This window comes from Duganella sp. GW821-FHT01E12, assembly GCF_059422325.1.
Window position 1 is genome coordinate 134628 of record NZ_JBWKWR010000011.1, and the last position, 17233, is coordinate 151860.

Annotated in this window: 18 protein-coding genes; 12 read left to right on the forward strand and 6 right to left on the reverse strand. The window is 66.9% G+C overall.

Annotated elements, in window-relative coordinates:
• The first annotated feature begins 22 nt into the window (after window positions 1-22).
• From AC07WS_RS25065 to AC07WS_RS25095, 7 genes are all read left to right on the forward strand, one after another.
• Window positions 23-916, forward strand: a complete 894-nt coding sequence (locus tag AC07WS_RS25065; RefSeq protein WP_161088969.1) for a phosphoribosylaminoimidazolesuccinocarboxamide synthase — start codon at window positions 23-25, stop codon at window positions 914-916.
• A gap of 1 nt (window position 917) precedes the next feature.
• Complete coding sequence (purE, locus tag AC07WS_RS25070; protein WP_494731684.1) at window positions 918-1418, forward strand: 5-(carboxyamino)imidazole ribonucleotide mutase; 501 nt, start codon at window positions 918-920, stop codon at window positions 1416-1418.
• Window positions 1419-2621 carry a 5-(carboxyamino)imidazole ribonucleotide synthase gene (locus AC07WS_RS25075; RefSeq protein ID WP_494731685.1) on the forward strand — a complete coding sequence of 401 codons (1203 nt, stop codon included), beginning with the start codon at window positions 1419-1421 and terminating at the stop codon, window positions 2619-2621.
• The gene (locus tag AC07WS_RS25080) at window positions 2618-3691 is read left to right on the forward strand and encodes an L-threonylcarbamoyladenylate synthase (protein ID WP_494731686.1); all 1074 of its coding nucleotides are present in this window, start codon (window positions 2618-2620) and stop codon (window positions 3689-3691) included. Before AC07WS_RS25075 ends, AC07WS_RS25080 begins: the two co-directional genes overlap by 4 nt.
• 144 nt (window positions 3692-3835) lie before the next feature.
• On the forward strand, window positions 3836-5380 hold the full coding sequence (locus AC07WS_RS25085) for an alpha/beta hydrolase family protein (protein ID WP_494731687.1): 1545 nt from the start codon (window positions 3836-3838) through the stop codon (window positions 5378-5380).
• Window positions 5381-5560: 180 nt separating this feature from the next.
• Window positions 5561-6934, forward strand: a complete 1374-nt coding sequence (locus AC07WS_RS25090; RefSeq protein ID WP_494731688.1) for an SGNH/GDSL hydrolase family protein — start codon at window positions 5561-5563, stop codon at window positions 6932-6934.
• Window positions 6935-7009: 75 nt separating this feature from the next.
• Window positions 7010-7690, forward strand: a complete 681-nt coding sequence (locus tag AC07WS_RS25095) for an OmpW/AlkL family protein (RefSeq protein WP_494731689.1) — start codon at window positions 7010-7012, stop codon at window positions 7688-7690.
• 66 nt (window positions 7691-7756) lie between these two features.
• On the opposite strand, the gene AC07WS_RS25100 is transcribed toward AC07WS_RS25095, so the two are convergent.
• Both AC07WS_RS25100 and AC07WS_RS25105 read right to left on the reverse strand, forming a co-directional pair.
• A complete protein-coding gene (locus AC07WS_RS25100; RefSeq protein ID WP_494731690.1) occupies window positions 7757-8941 on the reverse strand; it encodes an acyl-CoA dehydrogenase in 1185 nt (394 codons plus the stop codon).
• Window positions 8942-9036: 95 nt separating this feature from the next.
• Window positions 9037-9540 (reverse strand): flavin reductase family protein, encoded by a 504-nt coding sequence (locus AC07WS_RS25105; RefSeq protein ID WP_494731691.1) that lies wholly within the window; start codon window positions 9538-9540, stop codon window positions 9037-9039.
• Between the two features lie 109 nt (window positions 9541-9649).
• On the opposite strand from AC07WS_RS25105, the gene msrA reads away from it, so the two are divergent.
• Window positions 9650-10201 (forward strand): peptide-methionine (S)-S-oxide reductase MsrA, encoded by a 552-nt coding sequence (gene msrA / locus AC07WS_RS25110; protein WP_494731692.1) that lies wholly within the window; start codon window positions 9650-9652, stop codon window positions 10199-10201.
• Between the two features lie 31 nt (window positions 10202-10232).
• On the opposite strand, the gene AC07WS_RS25115 is transcribed toward msrA, so the two are convergent.
• On the reverse strand, window positions 10233-11564 hold the full coding sequence (locus AC07WS_RS25115) for a class I SAM-dependent methyltransferase (RefSeq protein WP_494731693.1): 1332 nt from the start codon (window positions 11562-11564) through the stop codon (window positions 10233-10235).
• 83 nt (window positions 11565-11647) lie between these two features.
• Window positions 11648-12883, reverse strand: a complete 1236-nt coding sequence (gene pdxH / locus AC07WS_RS25120; protein ID WP_494731694.1) for a pyridoxamine 5'-phosphate oxidase — start codon at window positions 12881-12883, stop codon at window positions 11648-11650.
• A gap of 72 nt (window positions 12884-12955) precedes the next feature.
• Between pdxH and tcdA the strand changes: the two genes are divergently transcribed.
• The 4 genes from tcdA (at window position 12956) to AC07WS_RS25140 (ending at window position 15776) form a co-directional block, all read left to right on the forward strand.
• Window positions 12956-13789, forward strand: coding sequence for a tRNA cyclic N6-threonylcarbamoyladenosine(37) synthase TcdA (gene tcdA / locus AC07WS_RS25125; RefSeq protein ID WP_494731695.1), 834 nt, complete (start codon window positions 12956-12958; stop codon window positions 13787-13789).
• A 118-nt stretch (window positions 13790-13907) separates the two neighbouring features.
• On the forward strand, window positions 13908-14369 hold the full coding sequence (locus tag AC07WS_RS25130; RefSeq protein ID WP_494731722.1) for an FKBP-type peptidyl-prolyl cis-trans isomerase: 462 nt from the start codon (window positions 13908-13910) through the stop codon (window positions 14367-14369).
• A gap of 52 nt (window positions 14370-14421) precedes the next feature.
• Window positions 14422-15354 carry a cysteine synthase A gene (gene cysK / locus AC07WS_RS25135; RefSeq protein ID WP_494731696.1) on the forward strand — a complete coding sequence of 311 codons (933 nt, stop codon included), beginning with the start codon at window positions 14422-14424 and terminating at the stop codon, window positions 15352-15354.
• A 23-nt stretch (window positions 15355-15377) separates the two neighbouring features.
• Window positions 15378-15776, forward strand: coding sequence for a DUF4431 domain-containing protein (locus tag AC07WS_RS25140; protein ID WP_494731697.1), 399 nt, complete (start codon window positions 15378-15380; stop codon window positions 15774-15776).
• A 43-nt stretch (window positions 15777-15819) separates the two neighbouring features.
• On the opposite strand, the gene AC07WS_RS25145 is transcribed toward AC07WS_RS25140, so the two are convergent.
• A complete protein-coding gene (locus AC07WS_RS25145; protein ID WP_494731698.1) occupies window positions 15820-16869 on the reverse strand; it encodes a cation diffusion facilitator family transporter in 1050 nt (349 codons plus the stop codon).
• The gene (locus tag AC07WS_RS25150; protein ID WP_117013970.1) at window positions 16866-17192 is read right to left on the reverse strand and encodes an ArsR/SmtB family transcription factor; all 327 of its coding nucleotides are present in this window, start codon (window positions 17190-17192) and stop codon (window positions 16866-16868) included. The genes AC07WS_RS25145 and AC07WS_RS25150 overlap by 4 nt, the downstream gene beginning before the upstream one ends.
• Between the last annotated feature and the right edge of the window lie 41 nt (window positions 17193-17233).

Here is a 17233-nt window from a genome sequence, read left to right on the forward strand (position 1 = left end):
GCTAGTCTATCCACCTCCCGCTATGAACAGCCTTTACCAGACCTCCATCAAGTCCCTGCCACTCCTCGGCCACGGCAAAGTCCGCGACAACTACGCTGTCGGCGACGACAAAATTCTGATCGTCACCACCGACCGCCTGTCGGCCTTCGACGTCGTCATGAACGAGCCTATCCCCGGCAAGGGCATGGTCCTGAACCAGATGAGCGATTTCTGGTTCGAGAAGCTCGGCCACATCGTGCCGAACCACCTGACCGGCGTGGCGCCGGAATCCGTGGTGGCCGCCGACGAAGTCGAGCAGGTCAAGGGCCGCGCCGTGGTCGCCAAGCGCCTGAAGCCGATCATGGTCGAGGCGGTGGTGCGCGGCTACATCATCGGTTCGGGCTGGAAGGATTACCAGGACACCGGCAGCATCTGCGGCATCAAGCTGCCAGCCGGCCTGCAACAGGCCGAGAAGCTGCCGGAGCCGCTGTTCACCCCGGCCGCCAAGGCCGACCTGGGCGAGCACGACGAGAACATCAGCTTCGCTGAAATGGAAAGCCGCATCGGCGCCGAGCTGGCCGCCAAGATGCGCGACGTCAGCATCGCGCTGTACAAGGCCGCCGCCGACTACGCCGCCACGCGCGGCATCATCATCGCCGACACCAAGTTCGAATTCGGCCTGGACGAAAACGGCGTCATGCACCTGATGGACGAAGTGCTGACCGCCGACTCGTCGCGCTTCTGGCCAGCCGATTCGTACAAGCCGGGCATGTCGCCGCCGTCGTTCGACAAGCAGTTCGTGCGCGACTACCTGGAAACCCTGACCTGGGGCAAAACCGCACCGGCGCCGGCGCTGCCCGCCGACGTCATCGACAAGACCCAGGCCAAGTACTTCGAAGCCATCGAGCGCCTGACCGGCCAGAAGCTGAAGGCCTGATATGAGCGAGCAGAACAAGCCACTGGTCGGCGTCATCATGGGTTCGTCGTCGGACTGGGACGTGATGCAGAACGCGGTCGCCATCCTCAAGCAGTTCGGCGTGCCGTTTGAAGCGCAAGTCATTTCCGCGCACCGCATGCCGGACGAGATGTACGCCTACGCCAAGAGCGCCCGCGCGCGCGGCCTGCGCGCCATCATCGCCGGCGCCGGCGGCGCCGCCCACCTGCCTGGCATGGTGGCCGCGATGACCATCGTGCCGGTGCTGGGCGTGCCCGTGCCGTCCAAGTACCTGCGCGGCGAGGATTCGCTGCTGTCCATCGTGCAGATGCCCAAGGGCGTGCCGGTGTCGACCTTCGCCATCGGCGAGGCCGGCGCCGCCAACGCCGCGCTGACGGCGGTCGCCATGATCGCCGCCACCGACGGCGCGCTGGCCGACAAGCTGGAAGCGTTCCGCGTCTCGCAAACCGATGCCGCCAAGGCCATGACTTTACCGCTTGAATAAATGAGTAAACAGTTTTCATCATTTCTGCCCGCCGCCAATCCGCCAGCCTGGCTGGGCGTGATGGGCGGCGGCCAGCTCGGCCGCATGTTCGCCCAGGCCGCGCAAAGCATGGGCTACCAGGTGGCCGTGCTGGAACCGGCCGACGATTGTCCTGCCGGCCAGGTCGCGCAGCGCCTGGTCAACGCCGGCTACAGCGATGCCGCCGGCCTCGACGCGCTGGCCGCGCAATGCCTGGCCGTCACCACCGAATTCGAGAACGTGCCGGCCGACAGCCTGTCGCGCCTGGCGCAACAGGTGTTCGTCGCGCCGAACGCGCATGGCGTCTCGGTGGCGCAGGACCGCATCGCCGAGAAACGCTTCTTTGTCGATTGCGCGCCCAAGTCGGGCGTGATGCCGGCGCCGCACAAGGTGATCGCCTCGCATGCGGACATCGACGCCATTGGCGACGACCTGCTGCCCGGCATCCTGAAGACCGTTCGCATGGGCTACGACGGCAAGGGCCAGGTGCGCGTGCGCAGCCGCGAGGATGTGCGCGCCGCCTTCGACGGCATGGACGGCGTGACCTGCCTGCTGGAGAAGATGCTGCCGCTGGCCTACGAGGTCTCGGTGCTGACCGCGCGCGGCGCCGACGGCGAATCGGTGGTGTATCCGATCGCCGAGAACGTCCACCGCGACGGCATCCTGTTCACCACCACCGTACCCGGCCCGAACGTGTCCGACGCCAGCGCCAAAGAGGCGCAGCAGGCCGCGCAAGCCATCGTTGCCGAGCTGGGTTATGTCGGCGTGCTGTGCATCGAATTCTTCGTGCTCACCGACGGCAGCCTGGTGGTCAACGAGATGGCGCCGCGTCCGCACAACAGCGGTCACTACACGATGGACGCCTGCGTCACCAGCCAGTTCGCGCAGCAGGTGCGCGCGATGGCGCGCCTGCCGCTGGGCGACGTGCGCCAGCATTCGCCGGCCGTGATGCTCAACATCTTGGGCGATGTCTGGTTCACCGACGACAGCGACGCCACGCGCGAACCGGCCTGGGACCAGGTGCTGGCGCTGCCGGGCGCCTGCCTGCATTTGTACGGCAAGGACGATCCGCGCCGCGCCCGCAAGATGGGCCACCTGACCTTCATCGCGCCGACCCTGGCGCAGGCGCAGCAGCAGCTCGACGCCGCTTGCGTGATCCTGGGTATCGAGAAGGCGGCACCGTGAAGCAGCAGCCCGCAACGGTAGCCGACCACGCCGCCATCGCGGCGGCGGCGGCGATCCTGGAGGAGGGCGGCCTGGTGGCCTTCCCCACCGAGACCGTCTACGGCCTGGGCGCGGACGCCGAAAACCCGGCTGCCGTGGCCCGCATCTACGAGGCCAAGGGCAGACCCAACGACCATCCGGTGATCGTGCACGTCGCCCCCGGCGCCGACCTGGACTACTGGGTCACCGACATCCCGCCGCAGGCGCGCCAGCTGGTGGCCGCCTTCTGGCCGGGTCCGCTGACCTTGATCCTGAAACGCGCCAGCCACATCCCCGACGCCGTCTCCGGCGGCCAGGACACGGTCGGCATCCGCTGCCCGTCGCATCCGGTCGCGATCGCCCTGCTGAGCGCCTTCAAGGGCGGCAAGGGCGGGGTGGCGGCGCCGTCCGCCAACAAGTTCGGCAACGTCAGCCCGACCACCGCGCAGCATGTGCGCGACGAGTTCGGCCTGGACGCGCACGACGACGGCGCCACCGACGGCGAAGCCTGCAGCGGCGCGCTGCTGAGCACGGTGCTCGAGGGCGGCGCCAGCCAGGTCGGCATCGAATCGACCATCGTCGACCTGTCGCGCCTGGCCACGCACGGCCCGGTGCTGCTGCGTCCCGGCCACATCAGCGCGCAGCAGATCGCCGACGTGATCGGCGCCATGCCGGCCGCGCCGGACCAGGCCGCGCCGCGCGCCTCCGGCACGCTGGAGTCGCACTATGCGCCGCGCACCCCGGTCACCATGCTGGAGCAGGCCGAGCTGACGGCCGCGCTGGCGCAGTTGCAGGCGCGCGGCGTCAAGGTGGCGCTGATCGGCCACGCCTTGCCGGCCCTGCCGCCACTGCCGCAGCAAAGGCTGCCGGCCGACCCGGCCGGCTACGCCTACGGCCTGTACGCCGCGCTGCGCGACATGGACCAGACCGGCTCCGACCTGATCCTGGTGGAGACCCCGCCGCAGGGCGCGGAATGGCTGGGCGTCAACGACCGCCTGCGCCGCTCGGTGTTCGGCTCGGCCGGCGTGATCGCGTCCCTGCTGAAAAAATAAGCGCTGCGGCATCGCAACAAGCTGGTGCGGTTTAATTGCTTATCTGCTAAGATGAGGTGTTGCCGGTCGCCATAAACCGCCCGGCGACCTTGACCTTCCAGCAGAGGCCGCCTTGGCGCCCTGCACCTTTTTCAAGGATGCGCTATGCACAACGCCGCTCGTTACTCATTGATTTCCCTTGCCGTCCTGCTGGCCTCCTGCGGCGGTGGCGGCGGTTCGTCCGGCGACCATACCGGCGGCAACGTGGTGACCCAGCCGCCCGTGACCCAGCTGCGCGGCGTGCCGATCGGCAGCGCCACGCTGGTGCCGGCCGTGCTCGCCGGCGGCGCCAGCGTCGACACCGTCGATCCGGCCGCCATGCTCAAGCTGGTCGAGTCCTCGTTCAGCTTCGGCAGCGCCGTCACCGGCACGCCGACCTGCGCCGTGACCACCTACACGCTCAAGTACCATACCGTCGATGCGCTGGCGGCCGACACCGACGCCAGCACCGCCATCATGGTGCCGTCCGGCAGCAACGCGGCCTGCCAGGGCGGCCGTCCGGTGATGCTGTACGCGCACGGCACCTCGGCGCTCAAGACCACCGACATGGCCAAGCTGTCCGGCACCGAGGCGCAGCTGGTGGCGTCGATGTTCGCGGCCCAGGGCTACATCGTGGTGGCGCCGAACTACGCCGGCTACGCCGGTTCCTCGATGGCCTACCACGCCTACCTGGACGCCGGGCAGCAGTCCAACGACATGATCGACGCCCTGCGCGCCGCCCGCAGCGTGTTCGCCGCCATCGGCGCGGGCGCGTCCGGCCGGCTGATGGTGAGCGGTTACTCTCAGGGCGGCTTCGTGGCGCTGGCCACCCAGCGGGCGATGCAGACCACGTATGCGGGGGAGTTCACGGTCACGGCGGCGGCGCCGATGTCCGGCCCGTACGCGCTGCTGCAGTTCGGCGACGCCATCTTCAACGGCGCGCCGACGGTCGGCTCCAGCGGCTTCATGCCGATGCTGATCAACGCCGGCCAGCGCGCCGGCGCCGGCATCTACGCCAGCCTGGACGAGGTGTACGAAGCCAAGTACGCCTCCGGCATCGACACGCTGCTGCCGGGCACGCAAAGCCTGGGCGCGCTGGTCGCCGCCGGCAAGCTGCCCAACGATGTGCTGTTCGCCCAGGATTCGCTGCCGCAGGCGGCCGGCTACGCGTCCTACTTCGGCGCCGACCATTTGCTCAAGACCAGCTACCGCAATGGGTATCTGGCCGACCTCAGGGACCACCCGTGCAACGTCAGCGACAGCGCGCCGCTGGGCTGCGCGCCGGCCCAGCCCTTGCGCAAGTGGCTGCTGAAGAACGACCTGCGCACCTACACGCCGACCGCGCCGCTGTTCCTGTGCGGCGGCAACCAGGACCCGGTGGTGCCCTTTGCCAATACCGACGCCACCGCCGCCTATTTCCGCGCCCAGTCCGTGGCGCCCGGCGTGCTGACCGTGCTGGACGTCGACGACTCGTCGCTGCTGGGCCCCTACGCCAGCACCCGCGTCGAATTCGCCGCCGCCAAGCAGGTGCTGCGCCTGTCCGTGCTCAACAGCACCGGCTCGGCCGCGGCGGCCAACCAGGCGGTCAGCGACAGTTACCATGCCGGCCTGGTGGCGCCATTCTGCCTGCGCGAGGCAAGAAAATTCTTCGATTCTGCACCAGCGAGGTGAAAACGATTTGATGTAAGTTGACTCTATGAAAATACGGCCGAGCAATCGTTCTTTTTTGCCACAAACGCGCGGGATTTTAAGTGCTTCCCTATACATCCGCGTATAACGCTGGCATATTAGTTGGGTTGCGAATAGCACGGCCGTTCGTATCATATATAAAAAAATTTTCTAGGAGACAACATGCGTCATACCAAATTTGCACTTGCTGCAATGACCCTGGCCGTCCTTGCGGGTTGCGGCGGAACCGATCCCAAGCCCGGCGATCAAACCATCAAAGTCAAGTACAGCAGCCAGGTATCGTTTGGCGACAGCCTGTCCGACGTCGGCTCCTACGCCGTCGGCACGGTGGCCCTGCTCAAGGGCGGCAAATTTACTATCAATGGCGACAACACCGCGGTCGCGTCCACGCTGACCGGCAAGAACTGGACCGAACTGGTTGCCGCCCAGCTGGGCGTGGCTGCGCCGTGCGCGGCCCTGACCGGCCTCGACGGCGACGCCAGCAAAGGCTTCTCGGTGCCGCAGGTGGCCCACGCCGGCTGCTACGGCTACGCCCAGGGCGGCGCGCGCGTGACCAACCCGGTCGGCCCCGGCAACAAGCTCACCGGCAGCCCGCTGGGCGCGCTGACCATCCCGGTGGCGACCCAGATCGCCAACCACCTGAAAGCTGTCGGCGGCAAGTTCAAGGGCGATGAAATGGTGTTCGTCATGGCCGGCGGCAACGACGCGCTGTTCCTCCTCACCAAGCTGAGCAGTGACGCGACGGCGGCCGGCACCGCCGCCGGCGGCGCCGCCTACGTGACCAGCCTGGTCGGCCAGCTGGCCGCCGGCGCCACCGATCCGGCCAGCGCCGCCGCCGCCATCGGCCTGGCCGCGCAGACGGAAGCGGCCCGCCCGGGCAGCACCCAGACCAGCATCACCCAGGTCGCGGTCGGCACCGCCGCCGTTCAGCCGGGCAATTCGGCAGTCGCCTCGCAGACGGTGTGGGGACCGATGGTCGCCAAGGCCACCACCGACGCCACCGCCGCCGGCGCCAAGGCCGGCGCCGACTATGCCGCCGCCCACGGCCCCGAGCTGGTCGCCGCCATGACCACCGCCGGCACCGAACTGGCCAACCTGGTCAAGACGCAGCTTGTCGCCAACGGCGCCAACTATGTCACCGTCAACAACCTGCCGGACGTGGCCACCACGCCGTCGGGCCGCGCCAAGCCGGCCACCCAGCCGCTGATCAACGCCATGGTGAGCGCCTTCAACGGCGCGCTGAGCACCGGCCTGGCATCGGAGTCCAAGGTGCTGATCGTCGACGTGTTCGCCGTCAGCCACGACCAGGCCACCAACCCCGGCCCGTACGGCCTGACCAACGTGGAGGAGACCGCTTGCGACCTGAGCGCCGCCAAGAACCCGCTGGCCAGTTCGCTGGTGTGCAACGCCGGCAACCTCAAGGCGGGCGACGTCAGCCACTGGTCCTTCGCCGACGAGGTCCATCCGACGCCGTTCAACAACCTGCTGCTGGCGCGCTATGTGGCCGAGAAGCTGGTGGTCAAGGGCTGGCTGTAATTCAGTCGTCGCAGGCAGCCGCCGCCCGCGGGCGGGCGGCTGCCGGACTCACAACACAATAAATCAGGAGACGATATGAAGAACACGGTAAAACTGCTGGCGCTGGCCGCCGCAATGACGGTGGCGTCGGCCGCATCGGCGCAACAATCGGCCGGCACCTGGCTCGGCACGCTGGGCATCAACAAGATCACCCCGAAAGTCGACTCGGGCGACGTGTCGGCGCCGGCGCTGCCGGGCACCAAGGCCGACGTCGGCTCGGACACCAAGCCGCGCTTCACGATCGCCTACATGGTGACCGACAACGTCGCCGCCGAGCTGGACCTGGGCCTGCCGTACAAGCATGACCTGATCGGCGCCGGTTCGATCCAGGGCACGGGCAAGGTGGGCACCTCGGAGGTGCTGCCGCCGACCGCCTTCGTGCAGTACCGCTTCCTGCCGGCCAATGCGAAGTTCCGGCCGTACGTGGGCCTGGGCCTGACCTACGCGATGTTCCAGAAGGAGACCGGCTCCGGCCAGCTGACCGCGCTGCTCAACACCGGCGGCCCCGGCACCACCTTCAAGCTGGACGACAAGTGGGCCATGAGCTACCAGATCGGCGGCACCATGAAGATCAACGAGAAGTGGTTCATCGACGCCACCGTCATCAAGACCAAGCTCAAGACCGTGGTGCACTTCTCGACCGGCCAGGTGCAGGACGTGCGGCTCGATCCGCTGGCCGTCAGCGTCAGCGTGGGCTACAACTTCAAGGGCTTCTAGTCCGTAGGGGCGTAAAAAAACCGCTGCGGCCGCAAGGCCCAGCGGTTTTTTTTACGCCCCTGGTGCTTACTGGAAGGCCTGGATGCCGGTCTGGGCGCGGCCCAGGATCAGCGCGTGGATGTCGTGCGTGCCCTCGTAGGTGTTGACCACCTCCAGGTTGACCATGTGGCGGATGATGCCGAACTCGTCCGAGATGCCGTTGCCGCCCAACATGTCGCGCGCGACGCGGGCGATGTCCAGCGACTTGCCGCAGGAATTACGCTTCATCATCGAGGTGATTTCCACCGCCGCCGTGCCGGCGTCCTTCATGCGGCCCAGCTGCAGGCAGCCCTGCAGGCCCAGCGTGATCTCGGTCTGCATGTCGGCCAGCTTCTTCTGCACCAGCTGGTTGGCGGCCAGCGGACGGCCGAACTGGTGGCGGTCCAGCACGTACTGGCGCGCCGTGTGCCAGCAGGCCTCGGCCGCGCCCAGCGCGCCCCAGGCGATGCCGTAGCGCGCCGAGTTCAGGCAGGTGAACGGACCCTTCAGGCCGCGCACGTCCGGGAAGGCGTTCTCTTCCGGGCAGAACACGTTGTCCATCACGATCTCGCCGGTGACCGAGGCGCGCAGGCCGAACTTGCCGTGGATGGCGGGCGCGCTCAGGCCGGCCATGCCTTTTTCCAGCACGAAGCCGCGGATCGCACCCTCGTCGTCCTTGGCCCAGACCACGAACACGTCGGCCACGGGCGAGTTGGTGATCCACATCTTGGCGCCGGTCAGCGCATAGCCGCCCGCCACCTTCTTGGCGCGGGTGATCATCGAGCCCGGATCGGAGCCGTGGTTCGGTTCGGTCAGGCCGAAGCAGCCTATCCACTCGCCGGTGGCCAGCTTGGGCAGGTATTTCTGCTTCTGCGCCTCGGTGCCGAACTCGTAGATCGGCACCATCACCAGCGACGACTGCACGCTCATCATCGAGCGGTAGCCCGAGTCGATGCGCTCGACCTCGCGCGCGATCAGGCCGTAGGCCACGTAGTTCAGGCCGGGGCCGCCGTACTGTTCCGGAATGGTCGGGCCCAGCAGGCCCAGTTCGCCCATCTCGCGGAAGATCGAGGTGTCCATCTTCTCGTGGCGGAAGGCGTCCAGGATGCGCGGCGCCAGCTTGTCCTGGCAATACGCGGCGGCGGCGTCGCGCACCATGCGCTCGTCGTCGGTCAGTTGCTGGTCCAGCAGCAGGGGATCATCCCAGTGGAATTGGGCGCGGGCTTGGCTCATAGTGGTCTCTCATTATGAAAATTGGTGAAGGCTGCCCGCATTCTATGCCGCGGCCACCGGAACGGCTTTTCTAATGGCGACACCAATTTCCGTTTTTAGCCCAGGCCGCCGAACTGGCCGCCGTGGAAAATCAGCGGCGGCGACGGCGAGAACTCGCACAACTCGACCTCGCCGACGAAGATCACGTGGTCGCCCTCCGGGTAGCGGCTGCGGTTGTGGCATTCGAACCAGGCCGAGGCGCCCTTGAGGATGGGCTGGCCGGTGCGCGACAGCTCGTACTCGGTGTTTTCCCACGGGTCGATGCCGCGCGTGGCGAACTGCTTGGCCAGGTGGGCCTGGCCGGCCGACAGCACGTTGATGACGTAGTGCGAGTTGCCGGTGAAGATGGGCATGCTGTTGGCCGTGGTGGCCAGGCTCCACAGCACCAGCGGCGGATCGAGCGACACCGAGTTGAAGGAGCTGGCCGTCAGGCCGCGGAAGCTGCCGTCCGCCAGCCGGGTGGTGATGACGGTGACGCCGGTGGCGAACTGGCCCAGCGCCTGGCGGAAATGGCTGGTGTCGAAGGGGCGCTTGGAGGCGCGGGGGGAACGAGTGTGCATGGTGGACCTGTGACTTTTCAGCCATTATGCCAAAGTTTACCGTGCGATAGCGTATTGCCCTGGTTTGCGTTACAGTGAACCCGTGGGCATTCTTCTACGCGGGGGAGTCATGACGAGTCAGTCCGCGCCGGGCACGGCGCTCGAAACAGCGTATCTGGGCGGCGGCTGCTTCTGGTGCACCGAGGCCGTGTTTGCGCGGGTCAAGGGCGTTGTTCGTGTCGAGTCCGGCTATGCCGGCGGCCACCAGCCCGATCCCACCTACGAGCAGGTGTGCGCCGGCGGCACCGGCCACGCCGAGGTGGTGAAATTGCAATTCGATCCCGCCGTCATCGGTTTCCGCGACCTGCTGGAAATCTTCTTCACCATCCACGACCCCACCACCCTGAACCGCCAGGGCAACGACGTCGGCACCCAGTACCGCTCGGTGATCTTCCACCAGTCGCCGCAGCAGGAGGCCACGGCGCGCCAGGTGATCGCGCAGATGGCCGGGGTGTGGGACGCGCCCATCGTCACCGAGCTGGCGCCGCTGACGACCTGGTATCCGGCCGAGCCCTACCACCAGGACTACTTCAGCCAGCATCCGCTGCAAAGCTACTGCGCCTTCGTGGTGGCGCCCAAGGTGGCCAAGTTCAAGAGCATCTACGCGCAGCGCCTGAAATAACGGCGGCGGCGCGGCCGCCGGCAAGCCGCGCCTACGTGGCGTTGAAGGAGCCGACCGGCGGCGCCGAAGCCGTGAGCGCACCGCCGTCCTCCTGTAGCAGCGAGAAAGCGGGCACGCCGTCGGCGGTGAACGCATAGTGCGCGCCGGCGGGGCCGGCGCCGGCCGGATACATGTGCCGGCGCGACCACGGCAGCGCCGCGCTGCGCTGGCCCGCCTTGCGGCCGACGATCTGGTACAGGCTGATCCAGTCCTGCTCGAAGGCGTAGCAGCAGCCGGCCAGGTAGACGTGCCAGATGCGGTAGCGCTTGTCGCCGGCCAGCGCGCGCACGCGCTCGGTGTGGGCCTCGAAGTTGTCGGTCCAGATGGCGCAGGTGCGGGCGTAGTGGCGGCGCAGGTTTTCCACGTCGCTCACCTCCAGTTTGCCCTGCTGCATGGCCTTGAGCACATGGCCGATGTGCGCCAGCTCGCCCTGCGGGAACACGTACTTGTCGATGAACTCGCCGCCGCCGTAGGGCGTCTCGCCGTTGTCCGGGTCGGTGGTGGTGATGCCGTGGTTCATCACCACGCCGTCCGGCGCCAGCAGCTGGTGGATGGCGGCGAAATATTCCGGCAGGTGCTTGACGCCCACGTGCTCGAACATGCCGACGCTGGTGATGCGGTCGAACTGGCCGCGCACGTCGCGGTAGTCCTGCAGCCGGATCTCGACCAGGTGTTCCAGCCCGGCCTGGCGCACGCGCTCCTTGGCCAGCGCGAACTGGTTTTCCGACAGCGTGACGCCGACGCAGCGCGCGCGGTACTGCTGCGCGGCGCGGATCACCAGCGCGCCCCAGCCGCAGCCGATGTCGAGCAGCGTCTGGTTCGGCTTGAGCTCGATCTTGCGCAGGATGTGGTCGATCTTCTTGGCCTGCGCGGTGGCCAGGTCCTCGTCGCCGTGCTCGAAGTAGGCGCAGGAATACACCATGGCCGGATCGAGGAACTGCTGGTAGAACTCGTTGGAGACGTCGTAGTGGTAGCGGATCGCCTCGGCGTCCTGGCGCTTGTTGTGGCCTATGCTGCGCGCGATGCGGGAGAACTTGCCCTCGGCCTTGAGCGTGGTGCGCGCCAGCGCGTTGACCACGGCGATCATGTCGTGCGCGCGCCCCCTGACCTCGATCGCGCCCTCGACGTAGGCCGCGCCCAGGTTGGACAGCGAGGGCGTGAGCAGGTAGCGCGCGGCCGACACAGTGGGCAGCCGTATCGTCACGCGCGGCGTCTCGCTGGAGAAGTCGACATGCTGGCCGTTCCACAGTTCGATGCGCAGGGGCAGGGCGATTTGCCGGCGGATGCCGGCGATCCAGCTGCTGAGACGGTTTTGTACGAACACGACACACCTCCGAGTCCAAATGAAAAGACCACCGCATGCGATGGTCCGGTGTGTGTGGCCGTGTCTGGCCCGTGGCGCTCCGCTTACGGCTGCAGGCGCTCCTTCACCCAGCTACCATCTGCTTGTTTCAGATACACGATCCGGTCGTGGAAGCGCGAACGGCGCCCTTGCCAGAACTCGATGCGCACCGGATCGAGGCGATAGCCGCCCCAGTGTTCCGGCCGCACCGGATGCTCGCCGCTGACGGCGGCGGCCGCATCGTAATTGGCTTCCAGCTGCTCCCGGTTGGCGATGCGCGCGCTCTGTTGCGAAGCGATCGCGGCGATCTGGCTCTTCACCGGCCGGCTGTAAAAATACTTGTCGCTTTCCTCGACCGACGTCTTGACCACCGTGCCCTCGATGCGCACCTGGCGTTCCAGCTCGCTCCAGAAGAATAGCAGCGCGGCGTGCGGGTTGTCGCCCAGTTGCCGGCCCTTCTGGCTGTCGTAGTTGGTGTACCAGGTGAAGCCGCGCGCGTCGTACTGCTTGATCAGCACGATGCGCGAACTGGGCTTGCCCTGCGCGTCCACCGTGGCCACGCTCATCGCGTTCGGCTCGTTGACCTTGGCGTGCAGCGCTTCCTCAAACCATTTTCCGAACTGGGCGATCGGATCGTCCAGCACCTCGTGTTCCGTCAAACTGGCGCGGCCGTAATCGAGGCGCAGGTCCGCCAGCACCACGCCGTCGGCCACCTTGTCGGAGACCGCCACCTGCTGGCGCTCCGGCACCTGGCTTTGCGGCAGGTCGGGGGCGATGCCGCGCCGCGCCTGCATCGCGCTGCCCAGTTGCGCCATCTGCTCGTGGCTGAACAGGCGCTTGGCCATCGGCGCGATATTCGTTTCCTCGGTGGCCATGTGGGCCGCGTAGGCGTCGCAGAAGCTTTGTACCTGTTCGGCCGACAGCGCCGCGCCCTGGCCGTTGGCAATTTGCTCAAGTTGAGAATTGATTATATGCCAGTCCCGGTCCATTTGCTGGTGGTCGGCCAGGATGGCGGGCACCAGCGCGGACAGCAGCACGGCGTCGGCGTCGCGCGCGGTGGCCTGCAGCATCGGCATCAGGTTCTGTTCCTCGTCCTCGTGGTGCAGCGGGGCGGCGTGGTTGAAATATTTTTGCACCGCGTGCGCGGCCTTCCGGGCGTCGGCGTCGGCGCCGTGCCCGGGCAGGTAGGTCACCAGCTTTTGCAGGGTCTCGAGCTGCTTGCGTATGCGGTCGTGGCAATGTTTCAAGACAGCTATCGGCTGGCTGAAATCGGGGGCGGTGTCGAACAGTGTATGACTCATGGAGGGCGCTCGGGCTAGGGGAGAAAGTCATTCTAAAAGATTTTTTGCGGCAGCGTCCGTTAAAATGGCGGGATGAACTCCCTTGCACCCACCCCATTCGACGATGTCGACTTCGAGCGCCGCTTCGGCGGCATCGCCCGCCTCTATGGCGAACGCGCGCTGGCGCGCTTCCGCACGGCCCACGTGTGCGTGGTCGGCACCGGCGGCGTCGGCTCGTGGATCGTCGAGGCGCTGGCCCGCAGCGCCATCGGCCGGCTCACGCTAATTGATCTGGATAACGTCGCCGAGTCCAACATCAACCGCCAGATCCAGGCCCTGAGCGGCACCGTCGGCCAGGCCAAGATCGCCGCGCTGGCCGAGCGCATCGCGCAGATCAACCCGTTCTGCGTGGTGAACCAGATCGAGGACTTCGTCACGCCGGACAACCTGGACCAGATGCTGGGCGCCGGCCAGTACGATTTCGTGGTCGACGCCATCGACAGCGTGGCGGCCAAGGCGGCGATGATCGCCTGGTGCCGCCGGCACGCCATGCCCCTGATCATCATCGGCAGCGCCGGCGGCCAGACCGACCCGACCCAGATCGCCGTGCGCGACCTGGCGCGCACCGAGCAGGAGCCGCTGCTGAAAAAGGTGCGCAAGGTCCTGCGCAGCCAGTACGGCTATCCGCGCGGCGAGAAGACCAAGTTCCACGTCGACGCGGTGTTCTCGATGGAGCCGCTGAAGTTTCCGGAGACGGGCGAGGTGTGCGCGGTGGACGGCGACGAGCGCGCCGGCGGCGTGACCGGCCTCAATTGCGCCGGCTTCGGTTCGGCCATGGTGGTCACGGCCAGCTTCGGCATGGTGGCGGCCAGCCGCGTGCTGCGCCACCTGGCCGACGGCGCGCAAGCGCAGGACGAAACGATTTAGATTTTATCCAGCGGGCGGGGCGGGTTTGCTATCATGGTGCGCGCTGGCACGGGGAGCGTGCCACCCACAGACCTGATCGAAAGAAGAAAACATGATCCGTAGTTCCGTACTCGTAGCAATGCTGTGCGCGCTGGCGGCCTCCGCGGCCCAGGCGCAGACCCCGGTGGCCCCGGCCGACGTGCCGCCGCCGCCACCGCTGGTGGTTGGTTCGGCCACGCCCGGCCCGGCCGCCGAGCAGCTGATCGTCACCGACACCAAGATCGGCACCGGCAAGGAAGCGACCACCGGTTCCACCGTCTACATGCACTACTCGGGCTGGCTGTACCGTCCGCTGGCCAAGGCCATGCACGGCAAGCTGTTCGACTCGTCGATCCCGCGCGGCGAGCCGCTGGACTTCGTGCTGGGCGCCGGCCGCGTCATCAAGGGCTGGGACCAGGGCATCCAGGGCATGAAGGTGGGCGGCAAGCGCACGCTGATTATTCCGTCGGAGCTCGCATACGGCTCACGTCCGACGCCGGGCAGCGGCATTCCGCCGAATTCCGCGCTGATCTTCGACGTCGAGCTGGTGGACGTGAAATAATCGGCGCAAACAAGCGTAGACTGGAACCTCCGTCCCACCTCGGAGGTTTTCCATGAAGATTGCCAACGACGTCACCGAACTGATAGGCCGCACCCCGCTGGTGCGCCTGAACCGCTTGAACAAAGGCAGCACCGCCCAGGTGCTGGTCAAGCTCGAATACTGCAACCCGGCCCACAGCGTGAAAGACCGCATCGGCCTGTCGATGATCGAGGCGGCCGAGGCGGCCGGCCAGATCCGTCCCGACACCGTCATCCTCGAGCCGACCAGCGGCAACACCGGCATCGCGCTGGCGATGGTGTGCGCCGCGCGCGGCTACCGCTGCACCCTGGTCATGCCCGACACCATGAGCCGCGAGCGGCGCATGCTGCTGCGCGCCTACGGCGCCGAGCTGGTGCTCACGCCGGGCGCCGAGGGCATGCTGGGCGCGATCCGCAAGGCCGAGGAGCTGGCCGAGCGCGATCCGCGTTACCTGATGCCGCAGCAGTTCAACAATCCCGCCAATCCCGAGGTGCACCGCCGCACCACGGCCGAGGAGATCTGGGCCGACACCGACGGCCGGGTCGACATCCTGGTGGCCGGCGTGGGCACCGGCGGCACGATCACCGGCGTGGGCGAGGTGATCAAGGCGCGCAAGCCGGAGTTCCGCTGCATCGCGGTGGAGCCGGAGGCGTCGCCGATGCTGGCCAAGGGCGTCAAGGGGCCGCATCCGATCCAGGGCATAGGCGCGGGCTTTGTTCCGGCCGTGCTCAACACCAAGGTGTACGACGAGATCATCGGCGTGAAGAACGACGATGCGTTCGCGACCGCGCGGCTGGCGGCCAGCCAGGAGGGGCTGCTGGTGGGGATCTCCTCCGGCGCCGCGCTGTGGGCGGCGCTGCAGGTGGCGCGGCGGCCGGAGAACGCGGACAAGATCATCGTGACGATCATCCCGTCCTTCGGCGAGCGCTACCTGAGCACGCCGTTGTACGCCAATCTGGCGGATTGAAACTGCTTTGCTTTGGGATATAGATGCGTATACTTTCCGCGATTTTCCTGCTGGTCTGCGCTTCAGTACGCGCGGAGACTTGTCAAAAATATGATGCGGCCAATGTCGAGCTCACCGGTCGGGTTCGGGTCGAGACGTTTTTCGGCCCGCCCAACTACGGCGAGTCGCCAGAAACCGATTCTAAGGAACGGCAGGCGATTCTTCATTTGGACCGGCCGATTTGCACTGTTGCCTCGGCCGATAGTCCTGCGGAGGAACGTCAAATCGATGTGACGCTGGTTCCTATGGGGGGCCTCAGTCTTGCGCCGTTTGTTGGCAAGCCGGTGACCGTAAAGGGAAAGCTCTTCCACGCCATCACTGGCCATCACCACACCAATGTCCTGATATCGATTGATACCGCTCCACAAATAGCCGGAAAATAATTGAAAGCGGTCTGGAGCGCCGAGACGCCCCTACGTGCATAGCTTAGTGCGGCTGTTCCTGCAGGCTGCACTCGTGCGCGGTGGTGCCCAGGCGCACCTGCAGCGTGCTGTGGTCGATCGAGAACTGCTCCTTGAGCTGCGCGCTGATGGCGTCCATCGCGGCGTCGCCCGGATGGCCGGCCGGCGTCACCAGCTGCGCCGTCAGCGCGTTCTCGGTGGTGCTCATCGACCAGATGTGGACGTCGTGCACGTCGCTCACGCCGGGCTGCGCGCGCAGGAATTGTTCGACTTCGGCGTGGTCCAGGTTGTCCGGCACGGCGGCCAGCATCATGCGCATCGATTGCTTGAGCAGCGACCAGGTGCTGTAGACGATGATGGCGACGATGACCGCGCTGACCAGCGGGTCCAGCCAGTTCCAGCCGGTGTAGCGCACGATCACGCCGGCCACCAGCACGCCCAGCGAGATGGCGGCGTCGGCCGCCATGTGCAGGTAGGCGCCGCGCACGTTGATGTCGTCCTTGCTGCCGGACATGAACAGCCAGGCCGAGAAGCCGTTGACCAGGATGCCCACGCCGGCCACCACCGACACGGTCAGGCCGGCCACGGGTTCCGGATGCACCAGCTGCTGCACCGCTTCCCACGCGATGGCGCCGCAGGCCGCCATCAGCAGCATGGAGTTGAACAGCGCGGCCAGCATCGAGGTGCTGCGCAGGCCGTAGGTGTAGCGGCCGTTCGGCACGCGCTTGGCCAGGATCGCCGCGCCCCAGGCCAGCATCAGGCCCAGCACATCCGACAGGTTGTGGCCGGCGTCGGCCATTAGCGCGGTGGAGTTGGCCAGGAAGCCGTAGAAGAATTCGATCGCCACGAACGCGGTGTTGAGCACGATGGCGACCGCGAAGGCGCGGCCCATGGTGTTCGGGTCGCCGTGGTGGTGATGGTGGCCGCCATGGCCGTGGTCATGCCCGTGGTCGTGGCCGCATGCCTTGGCTTTGGCCTCGGCCTTGGCCGGCGCGTGGTCGTGGCCGTGATCATGGTCATGGCCGTGGTGGCTGTGGTCATGATCGTGGTCGTGATGGTCGTGGTGCTTGCTCATGCTTCGTGTCCGTTGGAAGGTTCGGCGATATGTTCGAGCATATCGTTGAGTACACCGCTGATGTGGGCGTCGGCGGCGGAATAGAACACTTGCTTGCCCTGGCGCTCGGACTTCACGATGCGCGCCGCGCGCAGCAAACGCAAGTGGTGGCTGACCAGCGAGCTGCTCAGCTCCAGCGAGGAGGCGATGTCGCTGACGGCGATCGGCGCCGTCACGCAGGCCAGCACGATGCGCAGGCGCGTCGGATCGCCCAGCAGATGGAACAGGTCGGCCAGCTGGGCGATCGCGGGATCGCAGTCGGAATAGTCGTGTTGGCAGCTCATAATGCTAACAAGTGAATAGGTGTTCACATGTTAGCACGGAT

Bases quoted from the DNA above. Each gene is read 5' to 3' on its own strand.
- AC07WS_RS25075 (WP_494731685.1), top strand. From the start codon at position 1,419: ATGAGTAAACAGTTTTCATCATTTCTGCCCGCCGCCAATCCGCCAGCC.
- AC07WS_RS25130 (WP_494731722.1), top strand. From the start codon at position 13,908: ATGCTGTGCGCGCTGGCGGCCTCCGCGGCCCAGGCGCAGACCCCGGTG.
- AC07WS_RS25095 (WP_494731689.1), top strand. From the start codon at position 7,010: ATGAAGAACACGGTAAAACTGCTGGCGCTGGCCGCCGCAATGACGGTG.
- AC07WS_RS25090 (WP_494731688.1), top strand. From the start codon at position 5,561: ATGCGTCATACCAAATTTGCACTTGCTGCAATGACCCTGGCCGTCCTT.
- AC07WS_RS25150 (WP_117013970.1), bottom strand. From the start codon at position 17,192: ATGAGCTGCCAACACGACTATTCCGACTGCGATCCCGCGATCGCCCAG.
- tcdA (WP_494731695.1), top strand. From the start codon at position 12,956: ATGAACTCCCTTGCACCCACCCCATTCGACGATGTCGACTTCGAGCGC.
- AC07WS_RS25105 (WP_494731691.1), bottom strand. From the start codon at position 9,540: ATGCACACTCGTTCCCCCCGCGCCTCCAAGCGCCCCTTCGACACCAGC.
- msrA (WP_494731692.1), top strand. From the start codon at position 9,650: ATGACGAGTCAGTCCGCGCCGGGCACGGCGCTCGAAACAGCGTATCTG.
- AC07WS_RS25145 (WP_494731698.1), bottom strand. From the start codon at position 16,869: ATGAGCAAGCACCACGACCATCACGACCACGATCATGACCACAGCCAC.
- AC07WS_RS25100 (WP_494731690.1), bottom strand. From the start codon at position 8,941: ATGAGCCAAGCCCGCGCCCAATTCCACTGGGATGATCCCCTGCTGCTG.
- cysK (WP_494731696.1), top strand. From the start codon at position 14,422: ATGAAGATTGCCAACGACGTCACCGAACTGATAGGCCGCACCCCGCTG.
- AC07WS_RS25140 (WP_494731697.1), top strand. From the start codon at position 15,378: ATGCGTATACTTTCCGCGATTTTCCTGCTGGTCTGCGCTTCAGTACGC.
- AC07WS_RS25085 (WP_494731687.1), top strand. From the start codon at position 3,836: ATGCACAACGCCGCTCGTTACTCATTGATTTCCCTTGCCGTCCTGCTG.
- purE (WP_494731684.1), top strand. From the start codon at position 918: ATGAGCGAGCAGAACAAGCCACTGGTCGGCGTCATCATGGGTTCGTCG.
- pdxH (WP_494731694.1), bottom strand. From the start codon at position 12,883: ATGAGTCATACACTGTTCGACACCGCCCCCGATTTCAGCCAGCCGATA.
- AC07WS_RS25065 (WP_161088969.1), top strand. From the start codon at position 23: ATGAACAGCCTTTACCAGACCTCCATCAAGTCCCTGCCACTCCTCGGC.